At 62.5% G+C, this 22,747-nt stretch carries 22 protein-coding genes; 19 read left to right on the top strand and 3 right to left on the bottom strand.

Annotated elements, in window-relative coordinates; genetic code table 11:
• Nucleotides 1-13: 13 nt before the first annotated feature.
• Nucleotides 14-1,735: a bifunctional isocitrate dehydrogenase kinase/phosphatase gene (aceK, locus tag BBG20_RS29015; RefSeq protein WP_065909630.1), complete on the bottom strand. Its 1,722-nt coding sequence runs from the start codon at nt 1,733-1,735 to the stop codon at nt 14-16.
• A gap of 392 nt (nt 1,736-2,127) precedes the next feature.
• Between aceK and BBG20_RS29010 the strand changes: the two genes are divergently transcribed.
• Entirely contained in the window at nt 2,128-3,753 is a 1,626-nt protein-coding gene (locus tag BBG20_RS29010) for a methyl-accepting chemotaxis protein (protein WP_065909628.1), read from the top strand.
• Nucleotides 3,754-3,817: 64 nt separating this feature from the next.
• Nucleotides 3,818-4,705, top strand: a complete 888-nt coding sequence (locus BBG20_RS29005) for a DMT family transporter (RefSeq protein ID WP_065909626.1) — start codon at nt 3,818-3,820, stop codon at nt 4,703-4,705.
• 65 nt (nt 4,706-4,770) lie between these two features.
• Here BBG20_RS29005 and BBG20_RS29000 read toward each other — a convergent pair whose 3' ends face one another.
• Complete coding sequence (locus BBG20_RS29000) at nt 4,771-5,631, bottom strand: DMT family transporter (protein WP_065909624.1); 861 nt, start codon at nt 5,629-5,631, stop codon at nt 4,771-4,773.
• Between the two features lie 421 nt (nt 5,632-6,052).
• Here BBG20_RS29000 and BBG20_RS28995 point away from each other — a divergent pair, with 421 nt between their 5' ends.
• Together BBG20_RS28995 and BBG20_RS28990 are read left to right on the top strand one after the other, a co-directional pair.
• Complete coding sequence (locus BBG20_RS28995; protein ID WP_065909622.1) at nt 6,053-6,844, top strand: CPBP family intramembrane glutamic endopeptidase; 792 nt, start codon at nt 6,053-6,055, stop codon at nt 6,842-6,844.
• Nucleotides 6,845-6,917: 73 nt separating this feature from the next.
• The gene (locus BBG20_RS28990) at nt 6,918-8,483 is read left to right on the top strand and encodes a methyl-accepting chemotaxis protein (RefSeq protein WP_065909619.1); all 1,566 of its coding nucleotides are present in this window, start codon (nt 6,918-6,920) and stop codon (nt 8,481-8,483) included.
• Between the two features lie 84 nt (nt 8,484-8,567).
• Here the strand turns inward: BBG20_RS28990 and BBG20_RS28985 are convergent, their stop codons facing one another.
• Nucleotides 8,568-9,260: an alpha/beta family hydrolase gene (locus tag BBG20_RS28985; protein WP_065909618.1), complete on the bottom strand. Its 693-nt coding sequence runs from the start codon at nt 9,258-9,260 to the stop codon at nt 8,568-8,570.
• A 79-nt stretch (nt 9,261-9,339) separates the two neighbouring features.
• Here BBG20_RS28985 and ccoN (BBG20_RS28980) point away from each other — a divergent pair, with 79 nt between their 5' ends.
• The 15 genes from ccoN (BBG20_RS28980) to BBG20_RS28910 all read left to right on the top strand — a co-directional run bounded on the left by ccoN (BBG20_RS28980) (nt 9,340) and on the right by BBG20_RS28910 (nt 22,694).
• Nucleotides 9,340-10,764: a cytochrome-c oxidase, cbb3-type subunit I gene (ccoN, locus tag BBG20_RS28980; protein WP_065909616.1), complete on the top strand. Its 1,425-nt coding sequence runs from the start codon at nt 9,340-9,342 to the stop codon at nt 10,762-10,764.
• Nucleotides 10,765-10,774: 10 nt separating this feature from the next.
• A complete protein-coding gene (gene ccoO / locus BBG20_RS28975) occupies nt 10,775-11,383 on the top strand; it encodes a cytochrome-c oxidase, cbb3-type subunit II (protein ID WP_065909614.1) in 609 nt (202 codons plus the stop codon).
• Nucleotides 11,384-11,386: 3 nt separating this feature from the next.
• Nucleotides 11,387-11,587, top strand: a complete 201-nt coding sequence (locus tag BBG20_RS28970) for a cbb3-type cytochrome oxidase subunit 3 (protein ID WP_065909612.1) — start codon at nt 11,387-11,389, stop codon at nt 11,585-11,587.
• Entirely contained in the window at nt 11,584-12,498 is a 915-nt protein-coding gene (gene ccoP, locus BBG20_RS28965) for a cytochrome-c oxidase, cbb3-type subunit III (RefSeq protein WP_065909608.1), read from the top strand. Before BBG20_RS28970 ends, ccoP (BBG20_RS28965) begins: the two co-directional genes overlap by 4 nt.
• A 494-nt stretch (nt 12,499-12,992) precedes the next feature.
• Nucleotides 12,993-14,435, top strand: coding sequence for a cytochrome-c oxidase, cbb3-type subunit I (gene ccoN, locus BBG20_RS28960; RefSeq protein ID WP_065909606.1), 1,443 nt, complete (start codon nt 12,993-12,995; stop codon nt 14,433-14,435).
• Complete coding sequence (gene ccoO / locus BBG20_RS28955; RefSeq protein ID WP_003193167.1) at nt 14,435-15,043, top strand: cytochrome-c oxidase, cbb3-type subunit II; 609 nt, start codon at nt 14,435-14,437, stop codon at nt 15,041-15,043. Before ccoN (BBG20_RS28960) ends, ccoO (BBG20_RS28955) begins: the two co-directional genes overlap by 1 nt.
• Nucleotides 15,044-15,048: 5 nt before the next feature.
• Nucleotides 15,049-15,234 carry a CcoQ/FixQ family Cbb3-type cytochrome c oxidase assembly chaperone gene (locus tag BBG20_RS28950; RefSeq protein ID WP_005790274.1) on the top strand — a complete coding sequence of 62 codons (186 nt, stop codon included), beginning with the start codon at nt 15,049-15,051 and terminating at the stop codon, nt 15,232-15,234.
• On the top strand, nt 15,231-16,208 hold the full coding sequence (ccoP, locus tag BBG20_RS28945) for a cytochrome-c oxidase, cbb3-type subunit III (RefSeq protein ID WP_065909604.1): 978 nt from the start codon (nt 15,231-15,233) through the stop codon (nt 16,206-16,208). The genes BBG20_RS28950 and ccoP (BBG20_RS28945) overlap by 4 nt, the downstream gene beginning before the upstream one ends.
• Before the next feature lie 159 nt (nt 16,209-16,367).
• On the top strand, nt 16,368-16,622 hold the full coding sequence (locus tag BBG20_RS28940) for a type II toxin-antitoxin system Phd/YefM family antitoxin (protein ID WP_065909603.1): 255 nt from the start codon (nt 16,368-16,370) through the stop codon (nt 16,620-16,622).
• The gene (locus BBG20_RS28935) at nt 16,623-17,033 is read left to right on the top strand and encodes a type II toxin-antitoxin system VapC family toxin (RefSeq protein ID WP_065909602.1); all 411 of its coding nucleotides are present in this window, start codon (nt 16,623-16,625) and stop codon (nt 17,031-17,033) included.
• Nucleotides 17,034-17,240: 207 nt separating this feature from the next.
• Nucleotides 17,241-18,656 carry a cytochrome c oxidase accessory protein CcoG gene (gene ccoG / locus BBG20_RS28930; RefSeq protein ID WP_065909601.1) on the top strand — a complete coding sequence of 472 codons (1,416 nt, stop codon included), beginning with the start codon at nt 17,241-17,243 and terminating at the stop codon, nt 18,654-18,656.
• Between the two features lie 15 nt (nt 18,657-18,671).
• Nucleotides 18,672-19,211, top strand: coding sequence for a FixH family protein (locus BBG20_RS28925; protein WP_065909599.1), 540 nt, complete (start codon nt 18,672-18,674; stop codon nt 19,209-19,211).
• A 115-nt stretch (nt 19,212-19,326) separates the two neighbouring features.
• Nucleotides 19,327-21,777, top strand: coding sequence for a heavy metal translocating P-type ATPase (locus tag BBG20_RS28920; RefSeq protein ID WP_065909597.1), 2,451 nt, complete (start codon nt 19,327-19,329; stop codon nt 21,775-21,777).
• Nucleotides 21,778-21,799: 22 nt separating this feature from the next.
• Nucleotides 21,800-22,018 (top strand): cbb3-type cytochrome oxidase assembly protein CcoS, encoded by a 219-nt coding sequence (gene ccoS / locus BBG20_RS28915; RefSeq protein ID WP_065909596.1) that lies wholly within the window; start codon nt 21,800-21,802, stop codon nt 22,016-22,018.
• Nucleotides 22,011-22,694, top strand: coding sequence for a sulfite exporter TauE/SafE family protein (locus BBG20_RS28910; RefSeq protein ID WP_065909595.1), 684 nt, complete (start codon nt 22,011-22,013; stop codon nt 22,692-22,694). The genes ccoS and BBG20_RS28910 overlap by 8 nt, the downstream gene beginning before the upstream one ends.
• The last annotated feature ends 53 nt before the right edge of the window (nt 22,695-22,747 follow it).

The raw sequence follows: 22,747 nt of genomic DNA, 5'->3' as shown, positions 1-22,747 counted from the left end.
GCGCACTCACTCCTCAGGAGTGAGTGCGTTCTTTACGCCGATACGGAAACACATCAATCACCTTCCCCGCGCGAATCGCGTCCTGCAAACCTTTCCAGTAATCGGCGTTGTACAACTCGCCATGCAGTTCATTGAACAACTTGCGCTGGCCCGCATCGGCGAACAGGAACGGCGGAAATTCTTCCGGGAACACGTCCAGTGGGCCGATGGAGTACCAGGGTTCAGAGGCCATTTCGTCCTCGGGCGTGCGCGGCGCAGGGATATGGCGGAAGTTGGCTTCGGTGAGAAAGCAGATTTCGTCGTAGTCGTAGAACACCACGCGGCCGTGGCGGGTGACGCCGAAGTTCTTCAGCAGCATGTCGCCGGGGAAGATATTCGCCGCCGCCAGTTGCTTGATCGCCAGGCCGTAGTCTTCCAGGGCTTCGCGCACCTGGGCGTCGTTGGCGTTGTCGAGATAAAGGTTGAGCGGGGTCATGCGCCGTTCGGTCCAGCAGTGGCGAATCAGCACGGTGTCGCCTTCGACTTCGACGGTGCCGGCGGCGACTTCGAGCAGCTCGGCCAGGCACTCCGGCTCGAATTTGCTCAAGGGGAAGCGGAAGTCGGCGAATTCCTGGGTGTCGGCCATGCGCCCGACGCGGTCGACGCTTTTGACCAGGCGGTACTTCTCGATCACCGTGGCGCGGTTGACGTTTTTCGACGGCGAAAAGCGGTCCTTGATGATCTTGAACACGGTGTTGAAGCCGGGCAGCGTAAACACGCTCATGACCATGCCACGCACGCCGGGGGCCATGATAAAGCGGTCGTCGGTGGTCGCCAGGTGGTTGATCAGCGCGCGGTAGAACTCGGATTTGCCGTGCTTGTAGAAGCCGATGGAGGTGTACAGCTCGGCAATGTGCTTGCCCGGCAGGATGCGCTTGAGAAAACCGATGAATTCCGCCGGCACCGGCACGTCGACCATGAAGTAGGAACGGGTAAACGAAAAGATGATCGACACATCGGCTTCGTCGGTGATCAGTGCATCAATCTGGATGCCCTGCCCTTCACGGTGCAGCAGCGGGATCACCAACGGCCACTGCTCGTCGCGGGTGTAGATACGTCCTACAAGGTAGGCGCCTTTGTTGCGGTAAAGCACCGAGGAAAACAGCTCGACGTTGAGGTCCGGGTCCTTGCATACCCAGTCCGGCAGGTTTTCGCGCAGTTGCACTTCGAGGCGGCGCAGGTCGGCGGCGAGGTCCGCGTAGGGTTCGCTGAAACGGTAATCGGCGAAGATCTGCGCCAGCATCTCGGCGATCTGGCCGCCCGGCGTATACGTGCGCGTCTGCGCCGCCCGTGCCCGGCGCAGGCTGGGCCGGGTGGTGTGGATAAACATGCAGCCATCGCTGATCAGGTCATGGCTGAAAAGGCCGCAGAAAATCGAGTTGTACCAGGTCTCGGACAGCTCATCGTCGAAACGCAGGTCGATCAGGCCGATGTAGGCGCTTTTCACCAACGGCCACACCTCGATATCGAGCAATGCCGCGTCGGCAAAATTTGCCCGCAGGCGTGCGGTCACCTCGCCGACCTTCTCTTCATACAGGTTGATACGCGCCGCCGAGGCCGCCTGCCCCAATTGCCACTGGGCCTTTTCGAAACGCTCGCGGGCACCGTCGGTGATCTGGCGAAAGTGCTCACGGTAGTCGTCGAACCCTTCAAGGATCGTGCGGGCAATGGCGAGTGCGGGCGTGGTGAGCGACATGCGGGAAACCTCGAACGGGCATCGGGAAGCCCTGAGCTTAGCCAGTGTAGGGAGACAGGAGAAGGGCCACTTTCAGCGCCCTGTTGTACAACTTCGTTCACTTTGTACATTTATTTTCAATTTATTTATTTCGACTGTACGGTCAATAAACGCACCCAAAAGTCGCACGCCGTTTTCACCCCAGGCCTTCATCGACGTGGCCTGCCAGCGTGAACCAGGAAAATCGCGCGGCGCCTCGAGGGTACATCCCCCTAGCAATGCTTTGGATCCAACTAAGGGAAACCCTGATTACCACCTTGATGGCACTTTGATATATAGCGCGCCCTTTCCCACCCTAACAAGGTCCAAAGACCGATCCGGGATCAGGTTTTAATTGCCCAAGGAGCATTGAGATGTCATTGAGGAATATGAAAATCGGACTGCGTGCCGGATTGAGCTTTGGGGTATTGGCCAGTCTGCTGGTAATTGTCGGCCTGTTTGGCCTGGGCCAGATGGCCAAGCTGCGCGAGAGCGCGCTGGTCATCGAAGACGCCTGGATGCCGAGCATCGAGAACGCCCACGACATCGCCGCCTACGTCGCCAACATTCGCCTGGAAGGCCTGCGCCTGGTCACCACCGACGAATCGCGGATACGCGACACCAGCAGGGCCTTGATCACGCGCAACACCAGTGAATTGCAAGCGCTGCTGGAGCGTCACGAAAGCCTGCTGAACAACGATGCAGAGCGTGAAATGCTCCAGCAGGCAAAAAGCAATGTGGCGACCTACCTGGGCACCGTCGGCCAGATGGTTGCCCTGGTCGACAAGGACCAGCAACAAGACGCCATCGACCTGCTGAACGTGCGCCTGGCGCCCCAGGGCATGGCCCTCAACCAGAACCTGGAAGACCTGATCGCGTTCAACCAGAAAGGTGTCGAAGCGGCAGCCGACGCGGCTGCCGAGACCTACTCGAGCGCGCAGTGGATTGTCGGGCTGATCATCGTGGTCGCGCTGATCGCCACCCTGCTGCTGGCGTGGCTGCTGACCCGCAGCATCACCGCGCCGCTCGGCCAGGCGTTGATCGTGGCGCGTACCATCGCCGGCGGCGACCTCAGCCAGCCGATCGTGGTGCACGGCCATGACGAGCCGGCGCAACTGCTGGGCGCCCTGGCGACCATGCAGGAACAGTTGCAAAGCACCATTCGTGGCATCAGTGAATCCGCCCAACAACTGGCTTCCGCCGCCGAAGAGATGAGCTCGGTGATGGAGCAGAGCACCCGTGGCCTGCAGGCACAGAACGACGAGATCGAGCAGGCCGCGACGGCCGTGACCGAAATGAGTTCGGCAGTGGACGAGGTGGCCGGCAACGCAGTGTCCAGCGCCGAAGCCTCCAAGGCTTCCGATGAAGACAGCAAGCACGGCCACTACCAGATCAGCGAAACCATCAGTTCGATCCAGAACCTGGTGGATGAAGTGCTCGGCGCGTCGAACAAGGCCGAAGGCCTGGCCGTGCAGGCCCAGGACATCAGCAAAGTGCTGGAAGTGATTCGTGGCATCGCTGGGCAAACCAACCTGCTGGCGCTCAACGCCGCCATCGAAGCCGCCCGTGCGGGCGAGGCCGGGCGTGGTTTTGCGGTGGTCGCCGATGAAGTGCGCTCGCTGGCGCAGCGCACCCAGGATTCCACCGAAGAAATCGAGCAGATGATCACCGGCATCCAGCAAGGCACCCAGGACACCGTCGACGCGCTCAACAGCAGTGCCGAACACGCCGGCCAGACGCTGCAGCGGGCCAATAGTGCCGGCAGCGCGCTGGAAAAAATCACCGCGGCGATTTCGCAGATCAGCGAGCGCAACCTGGTCATTGCCAGCGCCGCCGAGCAGCAGGCGCTGGTGGCGCGCGATGTGGACCGCAGCCTGGTGAACATTCGCGACCTGTCCACCCAGACCGCCGCCGGTGCCACGCAGACCTCGGCGGCCAGCCAGGAACTGTCGCGCCTGGCGGTGGACCTCAATGGCATGGTGACGCGGTTTATCCTTTAAACAGTGATTGTGCAGGGCCAAGTCACTGGGCACACTCGCGGCCTTGTTCGCGTAGGAGTTTTCCGTGAGACCTGTCGACACCCTGTATTTGCTCGGGCTCGCCGCCATCTGGGGCGCGAGCTTTCTGTTCATGCGCATCATCGCGCCGGAGATCGGCAGCGTGCCGACCGCGTTTTTCCGCGTGTCGATTGCCGCCGCCGGGTTGCTGGTCATCCTGGCGCTGATGCGGGTGAGCTGGGATTTCCAGGGCAAGTTCAAGACGGTCCTGCTGCTGGGGGTGATCAACTCCGGGATCCCGGCGACCATGTACTCGGTGGCGGCCCAGGTGCTGCCGGCGGGTTACTCGGCGATCTTCAATGCCACCACGCCGCTGATGGGCGTGCTGATTGGCGGGCTGTTCTTCAGCGAGCGCCTCACGCCTTCGAAAGTCGCCGGGGTGTGCCTGGGCCTGCTGGGCGTGGGCGTGCTGACCCGCGCGGGGCCGGTGGCGTTCGACCTGGAGTTGTTGATGGGCGCGCTGGCCTGCCTGCTGGCGACGACCTGTTATGGGTTTGCCGGGTTCCTGGCACGGCGCTGGCTGGACCAGCGCGGTGGCCTGGACAGTCGCCTGTCGGCCCTGGGCAGCATGCTCGGCGCCACCCTGTTCCTGTTGCCGTTCTTTGCCTACAGCGCGATCAGCCAGCCGCCCGCCAGTTGGGGTGGGTGGCAGGTGTGGTTGTCGCTGCTGGGGTTGGGACTGGTGTGCACGGCACTTGCCTACATCCTTTATTTCCGCCTGCTGTCATCCATCGGGCCGGTCAAGTCGATGACCGTGACCTTCATGATTCCGCCATTCGGCGTGCTGTGGGGCGCGTTGCTGCTGGATGAGCCGTTGTCGATGGCGCACGTGTATGGCGGGGTGTTGATCGCGGGGGCGTTGTGGCTGGTCTTGCGGCCGAAAAAAATCCTGTAGGAACCCGGCTTGCCGACGATGGCGTTCATCGCCGGCAAGCCGGGCGCCTACAGGACGGGGTGGTGTCAGGCCTTACGGAAGACGAACACCAGGCCGATGATGATCAATCCCATCCCCAGCAGGCTCAGCAGCGCGAGCCGGTTGCCGAAGATCAGGTAGTCCATCACCGCCGTTACCGCCGGCACCAGGTAGAACAGGCTGGTGACATTCACCAGGTTGCCGCGGGCGATCAAGCGGTACAGCAAAAGTGTCGCCAATAACGACACCACCACGCCCATCCACAGTACCGGCAGGTAAAAGCCGGCGTTGTGTTCAAAATGGAACGGCTGGAACGGCACAAACACCGAACACAGCAGCAAGCCCGCCAGGTACTGCACGGGCAGCGTGCCCAATGGGTTGTCGGTGATGCGCTTTTGCATGATCGAGCCAAAGGTCATGCTCGCCAGGGCCAGCAGCCCGAACAGCATCCCCGCCAGGGACATGCCCGCCAGCCCGATGCCCTGGTAGACCACCATGATCAACCCCGCCAGGCCCAGCCCGAGGCCGAACAGCCGCCGCCAGGAACGCTGGCGCTCCATCAGCACCACCGTGAGGATCGGCTGCACGCCCATGATGGTGGCCATCATTCCGGGCGTGACTTTGAGGTCCAGGGCCAGCAGGTAGAAAATCTGGTACGCCCCCAACAACACCAGCCCGGTCGCCGCCGCGTACAGCATCGGCTTGCCGGGGCGCGGCAATTGCAACTTGAGGATCGGCACCAGGAACACCAGGCCCACCAGGGCGATGGCAAAACGGATGAGCAAAAACGCAAAGGGCGAAGCATGGGCCAGGCCCAGCTTGGAGAAGATCGCCCCACTGCTCCAGAGCAGGACGAACAGGCTCGTCGAGGCCGCCGCGGCCACGGATTGTTTCGAAATGACAGACATGGTTACCACCTGTAATCAGGCAAAAAAGCCAATTCAGCTGAAGCTGAAACTCAGTAGGTTTTTTTCAGGCAGGCAGAGGGGCACAGCGAATCGCTGATCAGCCCGAAATGCCAACACCCGGCGGTGATACGACTGCGTACACCGGCGTGCTACTGACAGGTGGGGGGTAGTGGCTGATCTGCGCAGGCTGCTTGTCCTCGCACGGCACGACCGCAGCGTTGACCGCTGAATCGACTACCGCTATGCGCAAGGAAGCTGGCATGTGCTGATCTTTTTGAAGGGATAAAGACGCGCCGACTATACCCAGCCGGCGACAGGTATGGCAATGACTTGGCCAACGCGTTTTTGCGTGGCGCAGTTTTCACAGTGATGGCGTGGGGGCGTCGCTATAATGCGCCCGATTTTTTTCCAAGGATTTCCCATGCTCGCATTGCCCTGGCTGTACCTGGCGCTTCTTTCCATTGGCTATGTGATGGCCCTGGCCTACGGGCAACTCGGCGCGCTGGCGCTGGTGTCCGTAGCCCTGCTGCTGATCGCCGGGTACGCGGTACGCCAGCAGCGCACGCCGTGGGCCCGTTACCTCGGTCATGGTTTGTTTATCGTCCTCGCCGTGAGCCTGGCCATGCACTGGCTGCCGGGGTTCTACAACGGGCGCGGCATCGGCTCGCAGCAATTCACCCCCGACGCAGTGCCCTTCTCGATGTACCTGAACCAGGACAAACCGCTGATCGGCTTCTGGCTGCTGCTGGCCTGCCCGTGGATTGTGGCGCGGCGCAGCCTGCGCCTGTCGCTGTGTGTCACGGCCCTGGCCCTGACCCTCACGGCCATTGCTGCACTCGGTGGCGCCGCCTTGCTGGGGGTGATCAGTTGGGCGCCGAAATGGCCGGAACAGGCCTGGCTGTGGGTGCTCAACAACCTGCTGCTGGTGACCCTGGTGGAAGAGGCACTGTTTCGTGGCTACATCCAGGGCGGCCTGCGCCAGCGCTTCCAGCATCTGCCTTACGGCGAGAACCTGGCGCTGTTGCTGGCTTCACTGCTGTTCGGCCTGGTGCACCTGGGCGCGGGCTGGCACTGGGTGTTGCTGGCGAGCATTGCCGGGGTCGGTTATGGCCTGGCCTATCGCTTCGGTGGCCTGGGTGCAGCGATTGCCACGCACTTTGGCTTGAACCTGCTTCACTTCGGGTTGTTTACCTACCCGATGCTGGCGGGATGATTGTTGCAAAAATAAGTTAAATAAATGCCCGCCATGGCCGATACCCCCTGAAAGCCTTGCGGATTGAACAATCATGCGTAATAACCAACCCGTTACCCAGCGCGAACGTACCTTCCCCGCTCAGCAACGGTTGATCTCCACCACGGATGCCAAGGGTGTGATCACCTACTGTAACGACGCGTTTGTCGAGATCAGTGGGTTCACCCGCGAAGAGCTGCTTCGCGCGCCGCACAACCTGGTGCGTCACCCGGATGTACCGGCAGCGGTGTTCGCGCACATGTGGTCCACGCTCAAACAAGGCTTGCCATGGATGGGCATCGTCAAGAACCGCTGCAAGAGCGGCGATCACTACTGGGTCAACGCCTATGTGACGCCGGTCTTCGAAGGCAACCAGGTGGTCGGCTACGAATCGGTGCGCATCAAGCCCACCTCCGAGCAGATCCGCCGTGCCGAAGCGCTCTATCAACGCATCAACCAGGGCAAGTCGGCCATTCCCCAGCGCGACAAGTGGCTGCCGGTGCTGCAGGACTGGCTGCCGTTTATCCTGGTGAGCCAGCTGAGCTTCATGATCGGCGCCTCGCTCAACTCCCACTGGGGCTTCGCCTTGGCGGCCGGGCTGTCGGTGCCATTGGGCCTGCTGGGCCTGAGCTGGCAACAACGCGGCCTCAAGCGCCTGCTGCGCCTGGCCGAGCAGACCACGTCCGACCCGCTGATCGCGCAGATGTACACCGACAGCCGGGGTGCCCAGGCGCGCCTGGAAATGTCGATCCTCAGCCAGGAGGCGCGTCTGAAGACCTGCCTCACGCGCTTGCAGGACACGGCCGAGCACCTCAACGACCAGGCTGCACAGTCCAACACCCTGGCGCATAACAGCTCTTCCGGCCTGGAGCGCCAGCGCGTGGAAACCGAGCAGGTGGCTACGGCAGTCAACCAGATGGCCGCGACCACCCAGGAAGTCGCCAGCCACGTGCAGCGCACCGCCGATGCCACCCAGGAAGCCAATCGCCTGACCGGCCGTGGCCGCGATATCGCCGGCGAAACCCGCGAGGCGATCCAGCGCCTGTCGGTGGCCGTGGGCGAGACCGGCGTGACCGTCACCCAACTGGCCAAGGACAGCGATGAAATCGGCGGCGTGGTCGACGTGATCAAAGGCATCGCCGACCAGACCAACCTGCTGGCGCTGAACGCCGCCATCGAAGCGGCCCGCGCCGGTGAGATGGGCCGTGGTTTTGCGGTCGTGGCGGATGAAGTCCGTCAGTTGGCGCAACGCACCGCCGAATCCACCGGGCAGATCCATGCCCTGATCGCCAAGCTGCAGCAAACCGCCGCGGCCGCCGTGCAAACCATGGACGCCGGGCACCGCCAGGCCGAAGAAGGTGTGGCACGGGTGATGGAAGCGGACCAGGCGCTGGTTGGCATCAGCGAAGCCGTGGCGCACATCACCGACATGACCACCCAGATCGCCGCCGCGACCGAAGAGCAAAGCTCGGTGGCCGAAGAGATCAGCCGCAATATCAGCACCATTGCGCTGCTGGCGGACCAGACCTCGGAGCAGGCGTTGAACTCGGCGCAGTTGAGTGAAGAGCTGACGCATACCGCCAATACCCAGTACTCGCTGGTAGAGCGGTTTAACCGATAGATCGCTATCGCAGGCAAGCCAGCTCCCACATTCGACGGTGTTCACACATCAAAATGTGGGAGCTGGCTTACCTGCGATGAGGCCCTAAAGGCCAGCAAGAAAGCTTGAGACCTTCACCGCCGCTGCCTCCAGATGCTGCTCATGACTGAACCCCGATGCCTTCAACGGCTTCAAGTCATGATCCCCCGCCACCAGCCACATCACCTCGATGCTCGGCGACAAGCCATACCCCTCCACCGCCGCCCGATTGCCCAACGCATCGCGCTCGCCCTGCACGATCAGGGTCGGCGTCTTCAGCCCGGCCAAGTGCTCGACCCGTGGCTTCTCTGGCTTGCCCACCGCATAAAACGGATAGCCCAGGCACACCAGCCCATCGGCGCCCAGTTCATCCGCGACTAAACTGGCCATCCGCCCGCCCATGGATTTGCCGCCAATCGCCAGTTTCCCAGCGACATGACGTCGCACCTCGGCATGCACCTCGCGCCACGCCTCCAGCAGTTTCGGCGCCGGGTTCGGCGGGCGTTTAACGCCGTCCACCCGGCGCTGGGCCATGTACGCAAACTCGAAGCGCAACACGTTCACGCCGTGCCCGGCAAGGCGTGCAGCCATGTCGTTCATGAACGATGAGTCCATCGGTGCGCCGGCGCCGTGGGCCAGGATCAACGTGACAGGTGCCCCCGACGCCTCGCCCGCCGCGACATCCCACAGCCAGCCGCGTTCGCGCACACAGTGCGCCCATTGATCCCCGTCAATACTGGCCTTGTGCTCTTTGCCCATGCTTGCCTCGCTTTTTAGTCTGCCTATAACTCCAGCCCAAGTGCCGCATCTGCTTGGGTTGAACCGTGGATGGGGAACCATGAACACTACTTTAAGTACCGCCTATAACTACAAGGTGGTCCGCCAATTCGCCATTATGACGGTGGTGTGGGGCATCGTCGGCATGGGGCTCGGGGTTTTTCTCGCTGCCCAATTGGTTTGGCCTGCGCTCAACTTCGACCTGCCCTGGACCAGCTTCGGCCGCCTGCGCCCGCTGCACACCAACGCGGTGATCTTCGCCTTCGGCGGCTGTGCGCTGTTCGCCAGCTCCTTCTACTCGGTGCAACGCACCTGCCAGACGCAGCTGTTCGCGCCGAAAATCGCCGCGTTCTGCTTCTGGGGCTGGCAATTGGTGATCCTGCTGGCCGCGATCACCTTGCCGCTGGGCTACACCAGTTCCAAGGAATACGCCGAGCTGGAATGGCCGATCGACATCCTCATCACCATCGTCTGGGTGGCCTACGCCATCGTGTTTTTCGGCACGGTGATGAAGCGCAACACCAAGCACATCTACGTCGGCAACTGGTTCTTCGGTGCGTTCATCATCACCGTGGCCATCCTGCACATTGTCAACAACCTGGAAATCCCGGTCAGCCTGACCAAGTCCTACTCGCTGTACGGCGGTGCGACGGATGCCATGGTGCAGTGGTGGTACGGACACAACGCGGTAGGCTTTTTCCTCACTGCGGGCTTCCTGGGGATGATGTACTACTTCGTGCCCAAGCAGGCCGAGCGTCCGGTGTACTCCTATCGCCTGTCCATCGTGCACTTCTGGGCGCTGATCACCCTGTACATCTGGGCCGGCCCGCACCACCTGCACTACACCGCGCTGCCGGACTGGGCACAGTCGTTGGGCATGGTGATGTCGCTGGTCCTGCTGGCACCGAGCTGGGGCGGCATGATCAACGGCATGATGACCCTGTCGGGCGCCTGGCATAAGTTGCGCAGCGACCCGATCCTGCGCTTCCTGGTGGTCTCCCTGGCGTTCTACGGCATGTCGACCTTCGAAGGCCCGATGATGGCGATCAAGACCGTCAACGCCCTCTCCCACTACACCGACTGGACCATCGGCCACGTACACGCCGGCGCCCTCGGCTGGGTGGCGATGATCTCCATCGGCGCGCTGTACCACATGATCCCGAAAATCTTCGGTCGCGAGCAGATGTACAGCCTCGGCCTGATCAACGCGCACTTCTGGCTGGCCACCATCGGCACCGTGCTCTACATCGCCTCGATGTGGGTCAACGGCATCGCCCAGGGCCTGATGTGGCGTGCGGTCAACGAAGACGGCACCCTGACCTACTCCTTCGTCGAAACCCTGGTGGCCAGCCACCCTGGCTTCATCGTGCGGCTGGTAGGCGGTGCGGTGTTCCTCAGCGGCATGTTCCTGATGGCTTACAACACATGGCGCACCGTGCGCTCGGCGCAACCCGCCGAAGCCGCCACCACTGCGCAGCTGGCCTGAGGAGTCTGTGATGAAACACGAAACGATTGAAAAGAACGTCGGCCTGTTGATGCTGCTCATGGTGCTCGCCGTGAGCATCGGTGGCCTGACCCAGATCGTCCCGCTGTTCTTCCAGGACGTGACCAACAAGCCGGTCGAGGGCATGAAACCCTATACCGCGCTGCAACTGGAAGGCCGCGACATCTACATCCGCGAAGGCTGCGTACAGTGCCACTCGCAGATGATCCGCCCGTTCCGCGCCGAGACCGAACGCTACGGCCACTACTCGGTCGCCGGCGAAAGCGTGTGGGACCACCCGTTCCTGTGGGGCTCCAAGCGCACCGGCCCGGACCTGGCGCGCGTCGGCGCACGCTACTCCGACGACTGGCACCGCGCGCACTTGTACAACCCGCGCAACGTGGTGCCCGAGTCGAAGATGCCGGCCTATCCGTGGCTGGTCACCGCTCCCGTCGACAGTAGCCACACCGAGACCAAGTTGAAAGTGATGCGCACCCTCGGCGTGCCGTACACCGACGACGACATCAGTGGTGCGGTCGCCAGCCTCAAGGGCAAGACCGAGATGGACGCCCTGGTGGCGTACCTGCAAGTGCTCGGCACCGCCATCAAGAGCAAGAGGTGAGCCATGGGATTTGAATTCGATGCAGGCACCATCCGCGGCCTCGGCACGCTGGTGGTCGCCATCGCCTTTATCGGCTTGTCGCTGTGGGTGTTCAACAACCGGCGCAATGCGGAATTCGAGCAGGCGCGCCTGCTGCCCTTCGCCGATGAACCCACTCCATCCGACGCTCAAGAAGAGCCTGCAACAAGGAGCAACCGGCCATGACCCTATTCTGGAGTACATGGATCTGCGTACTGACCCTCGGCAGCCTGATCGGCCTGACCTGGCTGTTGATCGGCACCCGCAAGGGCGAAACCAAGGGCAGCGTCGACCAGACGATGGGCCACGCCTTCGATGGCATCGAGGAATACGACAACCCGCTGCCCCAGTGGTGGTTCATGCTGTTCGCCGGCACCCTGGTGTTTGCCGTCGGCTACCTGATCCTCTACCCGGGCCTGGGCAACTGGAAAGGTGTGCTGCCGGGCTATGAAGACGGCTGGACCCAGACTAAGGAATGGGACAAGGAAATGGCCAGGGCCGACGCCAAGTTCGGGCCGATCTTCGCCAAATTCTCGGCCATGCCGCTGGAAGAGGTCGCCAAGGACCCGCAGGCGCTGAAGATGGGCGCACGCCTGTTCGCCTCCAACTGCGCGGTGTGCCACGGCTCGGATGCCAAGGGCGCGTTCGGCTTCCCGAACCTGGCCGACAACATCTGGCGCTGGGGCGGTTCGGCCGAGGCGATCAAGACCACCATCCTCAACGGCCGCCACGCGGCGATGCCGGCCTGGGGCGACATGCTGGGTGACGAGGGGGTTAAAAACGTCGCCGCCTATGTGCGTCACGACCTGGCCAAGCTGCCTTTGCCGGCCGACAGCAGCGCCGACCTCGCCGCAGGCCAAACCGCGTTCAACACCACCTGTGTCGCCTGCCACGGACCGCAAGGCCACGGCATGGAAGCGATGGGCGCGCCTGACCTGACCAAACCGGCCGGCTATATCTACGGCACCAGCCTCGCGCAGTTGCAGCAGACCATCCGTCACGGCCGTCAGGGCCAGATGCCGGCACAGGAAGTGCTGCAGGGCAATGACAAGGTGCACCTGCTGGCGGCATACGTGTATAGCCTGTCCCATCAATAGCAGCCGGTGAGCGGGAAGTTTTAAGCTTCAAGCTTCAAGCTTCAAGCTTCAAGCTTCAGGCTTCAGGCTTCAGGCTTCAGGCTTCAGGCTTCAGGCTTCAAGTGTCAGGCTGCAAGAGAAGAGTTCCCAACTTGGATCTTGCAGCCGTTTTTTCCTGCGGCATGCAACTTGCCACTTATGGCTGCCGCTCTGCGTCAGTTCGTCACACCCTTCCAAAGCACCACTTTCCCCCCCTGCCAATCGGGTCTACGCTTCCTTGCACAGTGGACCGGTTCAGAGCGCACGGCGTTGCCCGCTGCGGCCTGTGAAAATTCTTGTCCACTCGATCAGCTTTCGATTTCGGATTTTGTCCCTACGCAAAACATGGAAAGGGCGCAGAATCTGGCGTGGAACGCATTGATACAGGTCAGTCATTGCGTTGCAATGGCCCCTCGCTTTCTACATACTTGCGGCCGATTTTACCTATAAAAAAACCTAAACCGTGGAACCTTAGAATGAGCACAGCAATCAGTCCGACTGCTTATAACTATAAGGTAGTCCGCCAGTTCGCCATCATGACGGTGGTCTGGGGGATCCTTGGCATGGGGCTCGGGGTGTTCATCGCCTCGCAACTGGTCTGGCCGGAATTGAATTTCGGCTTGCCCTGGACGACCTTCGGCCGCCTGCGCCCGCTGCACACCAACCTGGTGATTTTCGCCTTCGGCGGATGTGCATTGTTTGCCACCTCCTACTATGTCGTGCAGCGCACCTGCCAGACGCGACTGATCTCCGACAGTCTCGCGGCCTTCACCTTCTGGGGTTGGCAAGCGGTCATCGTCAGCGCCATCGTCACCCTGCCGCTGGGCTACACCACCACCAAGGAATACGCCGAGCTGGAATGGCCGATCGCGATCCTGCTCGCCATCGTCTGGGTGACCTATGCGGTGGTGTTCTTCGGCACCATCGTCAAGCGCAAGACCAAGCACATCTATGTCGGTAACTGGTTCTACGGTGCCTTCATCCTGGTCACGGCGATGCTGCACATCGTCAACCACGCTTCGTTGCCGGTGAACCTGTTCAAGTCCTACTCGGCCTACGCCGGGGCGACGGATGCGATGATCCAGTGGTGGTACGGCCACAACGCCGTGGGTTTCTTCCTGACCACCGGTTTCCTCGGGATGATGTACTACTTCGTGCCGAAACAGGCCGAACGTCCTATTTACTCGTACCGCCTGTCCATCGTGCACTTCTGGGCACTGATCACCCTGTACATCTGGGCCGGCCCGCACCACCTGCACTACACCGCGCTGCCGGACTGGGCGCAGTCGCTGGGCATGGCAATGTCGATCATCCTCCTGGCTCCGAGCTGGGGCGGCATGATCAACGGCATGATGACCCTGTCGGGCGCCTGGCATAAGTTGCGCACCGACCCGATCCTGCGTTTTCTCGTGGTCTCGCTGGCGTTCTACGGCATGTCGACCTTCGAAGGGCCGATGATGGCGATCAAGACCGTCAACTCGCTCTCCCACTACACCGACTGGACCATCGGCCACGTTCATGCCGGCGCCCTCGGCTGGGTGGCGATGATCTCCATCGGCGCGCTGTACCACATGATCCCGAAACTGTTCGGCCGTGCGCAGATGCACAGCGTCGGGCTGATCAACACGCACTTCTGGCTGGCCACCATCGGCACCGTGCTCTACATCGCCTCGATGTGGGTCAACGGCATCACCCAGGGCCTGATGTGGCGTGCGATCAACGATGACGGCACCCTCACCTACTCCTTCGTCGAAGCGCTGCAAGCCAGCCACCCGGGCTACATCGTCCGCGCCCTGGGCGGTACGTTCTTTGCCGCCGGCATGCTGTTCATGGCCTACAACGTCTGGCGCACCGTGCGCGCCTCCGACCCTGCAGAAGCCGAAGCCGCCGCCAAGATCGCCGTTGTGGGAGCCCACTGATGAAGCATGAAGTAGTCGAGAAGAATATCGGCCTGCTGGCCTTCTTCATGGTCATCGCCGTGAGCATCGGCGGCCTGACCCAGATCGTCCCGCTGTTTTTCCAGGACGTGACCAACAAGCCGGTCGAAGGCATGAAGCCGCGCACCGCACTTGAACTGGAAGGCCGCGACGTCTACATCGCCAACGGCTGTGTCGGCTGCCACTCGCAGATGATCCGCCCGTTCCGCGCCGAGACCGAACGCTACGGCCACTACTCGGTTGCCGGCGAAAGCGTGTGGGACCACCCGTTCCTGTGGGGTTCCAAGCGCACCGGCCCGGACCTGGCCCGTGTCGGCGGGCGTTACTCCGATGACTGGCAACGTGCGCACTTGTACAACCCGCGCAACGTGGTGCCTGAGTCGAAAATGCCGGCGTACCCGTTCCTCGTGGAAAACAAGCTCGACGGCAAGGACACCGCGAAGAAGATGGAAGTCTTGCGCACCCTGGGCGTGCCCTACACCGACGAAGACATCGCCGGTGCCGCTGCAGCCGTGAAGGGCAAGACTGAAATGGACGCATTGGTGGCCTACCTGCAAGGCCTTGGCACCATCATCAAAAGCAAACGGTGACCTACATGGATATCGGGATGATTCGAGGCCTGGGCACCGTTGTAGTGATGGTGGCCTTTGTCGGCCTGGCGCTGTGGGTGTTCAGCCCGCGACGCAAGTCGGAGTTTGACGACGCGACCATGCTGCCCTTTGCGGATGATCCCGAAGCCATCAAGCACGTCGAGCAAGCTTCTAGGAGTAACAAAGAATGACTACGTTCTGGAGTCTGTACGTCACAGTCCTCAGTCTGGGTACCATTTTCGCCCTGACCTGGCTGCTGCTGTCGACCCGCAAGGGCCAGCGCGCCGAGCAGACCGACGAGACCGTCGGCCACTCGTTCGACGGCATCGAGGAGTACGACAACCCGCTGCCCAAGTGGTGGTTCATGCTGTTCGTCGGCACCATCATTTTCGCCCTCGGTTACCTGGCGCTCTACCCCGGCCTGGGCAACTGGAAAGGCCTGCTGCCGGGCTACAACTACCTCGACAACGACAAGCAAACCCCCTTCGCCAACGGCCAGACCGGCTGGACCGGCGTGCACGAATGGGAAAAGGAAATGGCCAGGTCGGACGCCAAGTTCGGGCCGATCTTCGCCAAATTCGCGTCGATGCCAATTGAGGAAGTCGCCAAGGACCCACAGGCCCTGAAGATGGGTGGCCGCCTGTTCGCCTCCAACTGCTCGGTCTGCCACGGCTCCGACGCCAAGGGTGCCTATGGCTTCCCCAACCTGACCGACGCCGACTGGCGCTGGGGTGGCGAGCCGGCCACCATCAAGGAAACCATCATGAAGGGCCGCCATGCAGTGATGCCGGCCTGGCTTGATATCCTCAAGGAACAGGGCGTGGCCGATGTGGCTGCCTTCGTCGTCACCAACCTCGATGGGCGCAAGCTGCCGGAAGGTACCAAGGCTGACGTGGCCAACGGCGAGAAACTCTTCGCCGCCAACTGCGTGGCCTGCCATGGCCCGGCCGGCAAAGGCACCCCCGCCATGGGCGCACCCGACCTGACTCACCCGGGCGCGTTCATCTACGGCTCGAGCTTCGCGCAACTGCAGCAGACCATCCGCTGGGGCCGCCAGGGCCAGATGCCTGCGCAGGAGCAACTGCAGGGCAACGACAAGGTGCACCTGCTCGCGGCGTATGTGTACAGCTTGTCCCATGGGGACAAGAAGACTGAAGAGCAGTAAGCCTTAGTCATGACAAAGCCCCGAATCACGGGGCTTTGTCGTTTCTGGCTGCTGCCATTTCAACGGCCGAATGCTCAACCGCTCGTAATATCGAGCTTGTCGCCCACCGCCACAAAGTAGTAACGTAACTACATTAAATCTACCGAAGGGGGGATGCCCATGACTATCACCACCATTTCCAGTCGGGAATTCAACCAAGACACAAGCGGTGCCAAAAAAGCCGCCCGTCAGGGGCCGGTTTTTATCACTGATCGCGGCAAGCCAGCCCATGTACTGCTAAGCATTGAGGACTACCAGAAACTGACAGGTCTGAATGTCGACATCGTTGACCTGTTGGTGATGCCGGAAGCGGCCGAAATCGACTTTGAAACCGAACGTGCCGTGGTCACTCACCGCCCCGTGGACTTCTCTTGAATGTACCTACTCGACACCAACGTAATCTCTGAACTTCGTAAACCTCAGGCTGACGCAAGAGTGGTCGCCTGGGCAAAAAGCGTTATCGCCCCGCGCATGTTTATCTCAGCAATTACGCTGAAAGAACTGGAAACCGGCGTACTGCGGATGGAGCGCCGAGACCCGGCCCAGGGGAAAGTGCTGCGTACGTGGCTCAAACGTCATGTAATGCCAGCGTTCGATGCCAGAATATTGCCGGTTGATGCCGCCGTTGCGCTGCGCTGTGCCCATTTACAGGTGCCGGACCAAGCTAACGAAAGTGACGCCTTGATTGCCGCAACTGCGCTGGTGCATGGGCTCACCGTGGTGACGCGTAACATCAGCGACTTCAAGTCCAGTGGTGTTGCCCTGATAAATCCGTGGGACGAATGACCTGCTCACCGGCAAAAACCGTCCATACTTCTCAAGTCAATTGATCCAGGTCACGTACACCATCAATTGATTTCCCCCAACGCGACCAAAGGTCGCACCCTTTGCGCACTGTCGGGGGCGTATCATTAGGCCACTGCAACACCCTTAATTTGACCCCGGTTGGCACGTACTGGCCGAGGCAAATCTCCACCGCCGTGGGATGCAATGATGAGCAACCAGATACCGGTACATGACGTTACCCCGCCTGCCAAAAACGCCAGTCAATCCGTCGACCTTTATGCGTCGCGAGAGAAAATCTACACCCGCGCCTTCACCGGCCTGTTCCGCAACTTGCGCATGCTCGGTGGCGCCGGCCTGTTCCTGCTCTACTTCGGCACGGTGTGGCTGAACTGGGGCGGACACCAGGCAGTGTGGTGGAACCTGCCGGAGCGCAAGTTCTTCATTTTTGGCGCAACCTTCTGGCCCCAGGACTTCATCCTGCTCTCGGGCATCCTCATCGTGGCGGCGTTTGGCCTGTTCTTCATCACGGTGTACGCCGGCCGCGTGTGGTGTGGGTATACCTGCCCGCAAAGCGTGTGGACGTGGATCTTCATGTGGTGCGAAAAAGTCACCGAAGGCGACCGCAACCAGCGCATCAAGCTCGATAAAGCGCCCATGGGCATCAACAAGTTCCTGCGCAAATTCAGCAAGCACACCCTGTGGCTGTTGATCGGGTTTGTCACGGGCATGACCTTTGTCGGCTACTTCTCGCCGATCCGCGAACTGGTGTTCGACTTCTTCACCGGCCAGGCCGACGGCTGGTCGTATTTCTGGGTCGGGTTCTTCACCCTCGCCACCTACGGCAATGCCGGCTGGCTGCGCGAACAGGTGTGTATCTACATGTGCCCGTATGCGCGCTTCCAGAGCGTGATGTTCGACAAGGACACCCTGATCGTCTCCTATGACCCCCGCCGTGGCGAAGTGCGTGGCCCGCGTAAAAAGGGTGTCGACTACAAGGCCCAGGGCCTCGGCGATTGCATCGACTGCACGATGTGCGTGCAGGTCTGCCCCACCGGCATCGACATCCGCGACGGCCTGCAAATCGAGTGCATCGGTTGCGCCGCCTGCATCGATGCCTGCGACAACATCATGGACAAGATGGAGTACCCGCGCGGCCTGATCAGCTACACCACCGAGCACAACCTGTCCGGGCAGAAGACCCACAAATTGCGCCCGCGCCTGATTGGTTACGCGCTGGTGTTGCTGGCGATGATAGGGCTGCTGGTCGGGGCATTTTTCATGCGCTCGCTGGTGGGTTTCGACGTCAGCAAAGATCGCGTGCTGTACCGCGAAAACGCCGAGGGCCGGATCGAAAACGTCTACAGCCTGAAGATCATGAACAAGGACCAGCGCGACCACACCTACGTGCTCGACGCCGCCGGCCTGCCGGATCTCAAGCTGCAGGGCCGGCGCGAAATCAAGGTGGCCGCCGGCGATATCGTCAGCATGCCGGTGGAGCTGTCGAGTGCGCCGGAGCAGTTGCCGTCGAGCACCAACGAGGTGACCTTCATCCTGCGCGATGCCGATGACACCAGCGTCCAGATCGAAGCCAAGAGCCGATTCATCGGCCCACAAGTCCGTTAAACAGAGAGCATGAGAATGTCCGTAGCTACTGCCGCAAGCCCCTGGTACAAGCACCTCTGGCCCTGGATCATCATTGGGATCCTGGCCTGCTCGGTGACCTTGACCTTGTCCATGGTGACCATCGCGGTGAACAACCCGGACAACCTGGTCAACGACAACTACTACGAGGCCGGCAAAGGCATCAACCGCTCTCTGGACCGCGAACTGCTGGCCCAGACCCTGCAACTGCGCGCCAAGGTGCACCTGGACGAACTGACCGGCGAAGTCGACGTGCACCTGACCGGCAACAGCAACCCGGCGACCCTGGAACTGAACCTGATCTCCCCGACCCAGCCGGAAAAGGATCGCAGAATCAACCTGGCCCGCAGCGACAGCGAAGCCGGCCGCTACATCGGCCAGGTCACCGACAAAGTCGAAGGCCGTCGTTTCGTCGAGTTGCTCGGCGTGGAAGGTGACCGCACCTGGCGCATGTTCGAAGAAGAACAGGTCAGCCACGACAAGGACTTGCTGCTGGGTGATGAGCCACTGCAGGGTGCCGAAGACCTGAAAAAATAATCCACCTGCGCTTCGCGCATCGTCGGCAAGCCGGCGCCTGCAGGCCTGACGCGTTACCCTGCAGGAGCCGGCTTGCCGGCGATGCGGCCCTCCCAGCCGGCTAGAATCCCTACCCATGACCAGCCCAACCCCCTGCTACCACTGCGCCCTCCCCGTCCCGCCCGGCAGCCGCTTCACGGCGGTGATCCTCGGCGAGCGCCGCGAGCTGTGCTGCCCCGGCTGCCAGGCCGTGGCCGAAGCCATCGTGGCCGGGGGCCTGGAAAGCTATTACCAGCACCGCAGCGAAGCCTCGGCCAACCCCGAGGCGCTGCCCGTGCAACTGGTCGACGAACTGGCGCTGTATGACCGCGCCGACGTGCAAAAACCCTTCGTGCGCCACGACGGCGATCTCGCCGAAGCGACACTGCTGATGGAAGGCATCAGCTGCGCGGCCTGTGGCTGGCTGATCGAAAAACACCTGCGCAGCCTGCCCGCCGTCGCCGAGGCGCGGTTGAACCTGTCCAACCATCGCCTGCAGGTGCGCTGGGCCGATGGCCAGTTGCCGTTGAGCCAACTGCTCAGCGAACTGCGCCACATCGGCTACGCCGCGCACCCGTATCAGGCCGACCGTGCCGCCGAGCAATTGGCCAGCGAAAACCGCCTGGCCCTGCGCCAATTGGGCGTGGCCGGCTTGCTGTGGTTCCAGGCGATGATGGCGACCATGGCCACCTGGCCGGAATTCAATATCGACCTGAGCCCCGAGCTGCACGTGATCCTGCGTTGGGTGGCGATGTTTCTGACAACACCCATCGTGTTCTACAGCTGTGCGCCGTTTTTCAAAGGCGCCCTGCGCGATCTGCGCACCCGCCACCTGACCATGGATGTGTCGGTATCCCTGGCGATTGGCGGGGCCTATCTGGCCGGTATCTGGACGGCGATTACCGGGGTCGGCGAGTTGTACTTCGACGCCGTCGGCATGTTCGCCCTGTTCCTGCTCGCCGGCCGTTACCTGGAGCGCCGCGCACGCGAGCGGACGGCGGCGGCCACCGCGCAATTGGTCAACCTGCTGCCGGCCTCGTGCCTGCGCCTGAAGGGGGATGGCCAGAGCGAGCGCATCCTCTTGAGCGAACTGGCGGTGGGCGACCGGGTGCTGGTGCATCCCGGCGCGGTACTGCCTGCGGACGGGGTGATCCTCGACGGTCAATCGAGCATCGATGAATCGCTGCTCACCGGCGAATACCTGCCGCAACCGCGGCGCGCGGGCGATGCGGTGACTGCCGGCACCCTGAATGTCGAGGGCGCCCTGAAGGTCGAGGTGCGGGCCTTGGGCCATGACACGCGCCTGTCCGCCATCGTGCGCCTGCTGGAGCGGGCCCAGGCCGAGAAACCGCGCCTGGCGCAGATCGCCGACCGCGCCGCGCAGTGGTTCCTGTTGTGCTCGCTGATCGCCGCGGCGGTGATCGGCCTGGTGTGGTGGGAGCTGGATGCGTCGCGGGCGTTCTGGATCGTGCTGGCGATGCTGGTTGCGACCTGCCCGTGCGCGCTGTCCCTGGCCACGCCGACCGCCCTCACCGCCGCCACCGGCACCCTGCACAAACTCGGCCTGCTGCTGACCCGGGGCCACGTGCTCGAAGGCTTGAACCAGATCGACACGGTGATTTTCGACAAGACCGGCACCCTCACTGAAGGCCGCCTGGCACTCAAAGCCATCCGCACCTTGGGCGCCACCAGCAGCGACTTGTGCCTGGCCCTCGCCGCCGCCCTCGAAAATCGCTCCGAACACCCGATTGCCCGCGCGTTTGGCCGCGCGCCCATGGCCGCCGATGAAGTGCTGAGTTTCCCCGGGCTCGGCCTGGAAGGCCGCGTCGGTGAACGCCTGCTGCGCATCGGCCAGCCGGGGTTTGTCTGCGAACTCAGTGGCTGCCCGATGCCGGCCTCGCCGAACGAAGCCGGCCAATGGCTGCTGCTCGGTGACCGTGACGGCGCCCTCGCCTGGTTCGTGCTGGACGACCGCCTGCGCAGCGACGCACCCGCGTTGCTGGCCGCGTGCAAGGCGCGTGGCTGGCGCACGCTGCTGCTGTCGGGGGACACCTCGCCGATGGTCGCGAGTGTCGCCGCTGAGCTGGGCATCGACGAAGCCCACGGCGGCCTGCGCCCCGACGACAAACTGCAGGTGTTGCAACGCTTGCACCAGCAAGGCCGCACGGTGTTGATGCTCGGCGATGGCGTCAACGATGTGCCGGTACTCGCCGCTGCCGATATCAGCGTGGCCATGGGCTCGGCCACTGATCTGGCCAAGACCAGCGCCGATGCGGTGCTGCTGTCCAACCGCCTCGACGCGCTGGTGCAAGCCTTCAGCCTGGCGCGGCGCACCCGCCGGGTAATCATTGAGAACCTGCTGTGGGCCGGGCTGTACAATGGCCTGATGCTGCCGTTTGCCGCCCTCGGTTGGATCACCCCGATCTGGGCGGCGATCGGCATGTCCCTCAGTTCGTTGACCGTGGTGCTCAACGCCCTGCGCCTGACTCGCCTGCCGAGCGCGCCGGCCCACAGCGCCCCTTCAGTAACCCGCCCGCTGCCGGCTTGAGCCGCGCGGGCATGGAGTGCAGATGCCAGCTCTATACGTGATGATTCCGGCGGCGCTGCTGTTAGTCGGTGTCGCTATCTACATCTTCTTCTGGGCGGTGGACAGCGGCCAGTACGATGACCTCGACGGCCCGGCCCACAGCGTGCTGTTCGACGATCAGGACCCCAACCACCTGGCCGCCATCGACGAGGCCAACGGCCCCGAGCAGCCGCCCGCGCCCAAAGATCCGCCCCATGCTTGAACTCGCGCCGCTGCTGGTCTCCGCGCTGATTCTCGGCCTGCTGGGCGGCGGCCACTGCCTGGGCATGTGCGGCGGGCTGATGGGCGCGCTGACCCTGGCGATTCCCAAGGAGCAACGCAGCCGCCGCTTTCGCCTGCTGCTGGCGTACAACCTGGGGCGCATCCTCAGCTATGCCACGGCGGGGTTGTTGATCGGTCTGGCCGGCTGGGCCGTGGCCAACAGCCCGGCGGCGATGTTCATGCGTGTAATCGCCGGGTTACTGTTGATCAGCATGGGGTTGTACCTGGCCGGCTGGTGGAGCGGCCTGACGCGCATCGAAAGCCTCGGACGCGGCCTGTGGCGCTATATACAGCCGGTGGCGAACCGTTTGCTGCCGGTGTCCAGCCTGCCCCGCGCATTGCTGCTGGGCGCGCTGTGGGGCTGGTTGCCCTGCGGGTTGGTCTACAGCACCCTGCTGTGGGCGGCGAGCCAGGGCAATGCGCTGGACAGCGCGTCGCTGATGCTGGCATTCGGCTTGGGCACCTGGCCAGTGCTGCTGGCCACCGGCCTGGCAGCGGAGCGGGTCACGGCGTTATTGCGCAAACGCAGTGTGCGCGTGGCCGGCGGCTTGATGGTGATCCTCTTCGGCGTCTGGACATTGCCCGGTCCGCATCAGCACTGGCTAATGGGCCATTAAAAGGCCATGTGGCATAGCGCCGCTCCCCGTTGATGCAAATCAACATGCCCTCC

This window comes from Pseudomonas aylmerensis, assembly GCF_001702265.1.
Lineage (GTDB): Bacteria > Pseudomonadota > Gammaproteobacteria > Pseudomonadales > Pseudomonadaceae > Aquipseudomonas > Aquipseudomonas aylmerensis.
Note: the sequence above shows the minus strand (reverse complement) of the source record. Positions and strands in the feature narration are given on the sequence as shown.

What these genes read in the sequence shown, in the direction of transcription:
- aceK (WP_065909630.1), bottom strand. Translation starts at nt 1,735, where the DNA reads ATGTCGCTCACCACGCCCGCACTCGCCATTGCCCGCACGATCCTTGAA.
- BBG20_RS29010 (WP_065909628.1), top strand. Translation starts at nt 2,128, where the DNA reads ATGTCATTGAGGAATATGAAAATCGGACTGCGTGCCGGATTGAGCTTT.
- BBG20_RS29000 (WP_065909624.1), bottom strand. Translation starts at nt 5,631, where the DNA reads ATGTCTGTCATTTCGAAACAATCCGTGGCCGCGGCGGCCTCGACGAGC.
- BBG20_RS28995 (WP_065909622.1), top strand. Translation starts at nt 6,053, where the DNA reads ATGCTCGCATTGCCCTGGCTGTACCTGGCGCTTCTTTCCATTGGCTAT.
- BBG20_RS28990 (WP_065909619.1), top strand. Translation starts at nt 6,918, where the DNA reads ATGCGTAATAACCAACCCGTTACCCAGCGCGAACGTACCTTCCCCGCT.
- BBG20_RS28985 (WP_065909618.1), bottom strand. Translation starts at nt 9,260, where the DNA reads ATGGGCAAAGAGCACAAGGCCAGTATTGACGGGGATCAATGGGCGCAC.
- ccoN (WP_065909616.1), top strand. Translation starts at nt 9,340, where the DNA reads ATGAACACTACTTTAAGTACCGCCTATAACTACAAGGTGGTCCGCCAA.
- ccoO (WP_065909614.1), top strand. Translation starts at nt 10,775, where the DNA reads ATGAAACACGAAACGATTGAAAAGAACGTCGGCCTGTTGATGCTGCTC.
- BBG20_RS28970 (WP_065909612.1), top strand. Translation starts at nt 11,387, where the DNA reads ATGGGATTTGAATTCGATGCAGGCACCATCCGCGGCCTCGGCACGCTG.
- ccoP (WP_065909608.1), top strand. Translation starts at nt 11,584, where the DNA reads ATGACCCTATTCTGGAGTACATGGATCTGCGTACTGACCCTCGGCAGC.
- ccoN (WP_065909606.1), top strand. Translation starts at nt 12,993, where the DNA reads ATGAGCACAGCAATCAGTCCGACTGCTTATAACTATAAGGTAGTCCGC.
- ccoO (WP_003193167.1), top strand. Translation starts at nt 14,435, where the DNA reads ATGAAGCATGAAGTAGTCGAGAAGAATATCGGCCTGCTGGCCTTCTTC.
- BBG20_RS28950 (WP_005790274.1), top strand. Translation starts at nt 15,049, where the DNA reads ATGGATATCGGGATGATTCGAGGCCTGGGCACCGTTGTAGTGATGGTG.
- ccoP (WP_065909604.1), top strand. Translation starts at nt 15,231, where the DNA reads ATGACTACGTTCTGGAGTCTGTACGTCACAGTCCTCAGTCTGGGTACC.
- BBG20_RS28940 (WP_065909603.1), top strand. Translation starts at nt 16,368, where the DNA reads ATGACTATCACCACCATTTCCAGTCGGGAATTCAACCAAGACACAAGC.
- BBG20_RS28935 (WP_065909602.1), top strand. Translation starts at nt 16,623, where the DNA reads ATGTACCTACTCGACACCAACGTAATCTCTGAACTTCGTAAACCTCAG.
- ccoG (WP_065909601.1), top strand. Translation starts at nt 17,241, where the DNA reads ATGAGCAACCAGATACCGGTACATGACGTTACCCCGCCTGCCAAAAAC.
- BBG20_RS28925 (WP_065909599.1), top strand. Translation starts at nt 18,672, where the DNA reads ATGTCCGTAGCTACTGCCGCAAGCCCCTGGTACAAGCACCTCTGGCCC.
- BBG20_RS28920 (WP_065909597.1), top strand. Translation starts at nt 19,327, where the DNA reads ATGACCAGCCCAACCCCCTGCTACCACTGCGCCCTCCCCGTCCCGCCC.
- ccoS (WP_065909596.1), top strand. Translation starts at nt 21,800, where the DNA reads ATGCCAGCTCTATACGTGATGATTCCGGCGGCGCTGCTGTTAGTCGGT.
- BBG20_RS28910 (WP_065909595.1), top strand. Translation starts at nt 22,011, where the DNA reads ATGCTTGAACTCGCGCCGCTGCTGGTCTCCGCGCTGATTCTCGGCCTG.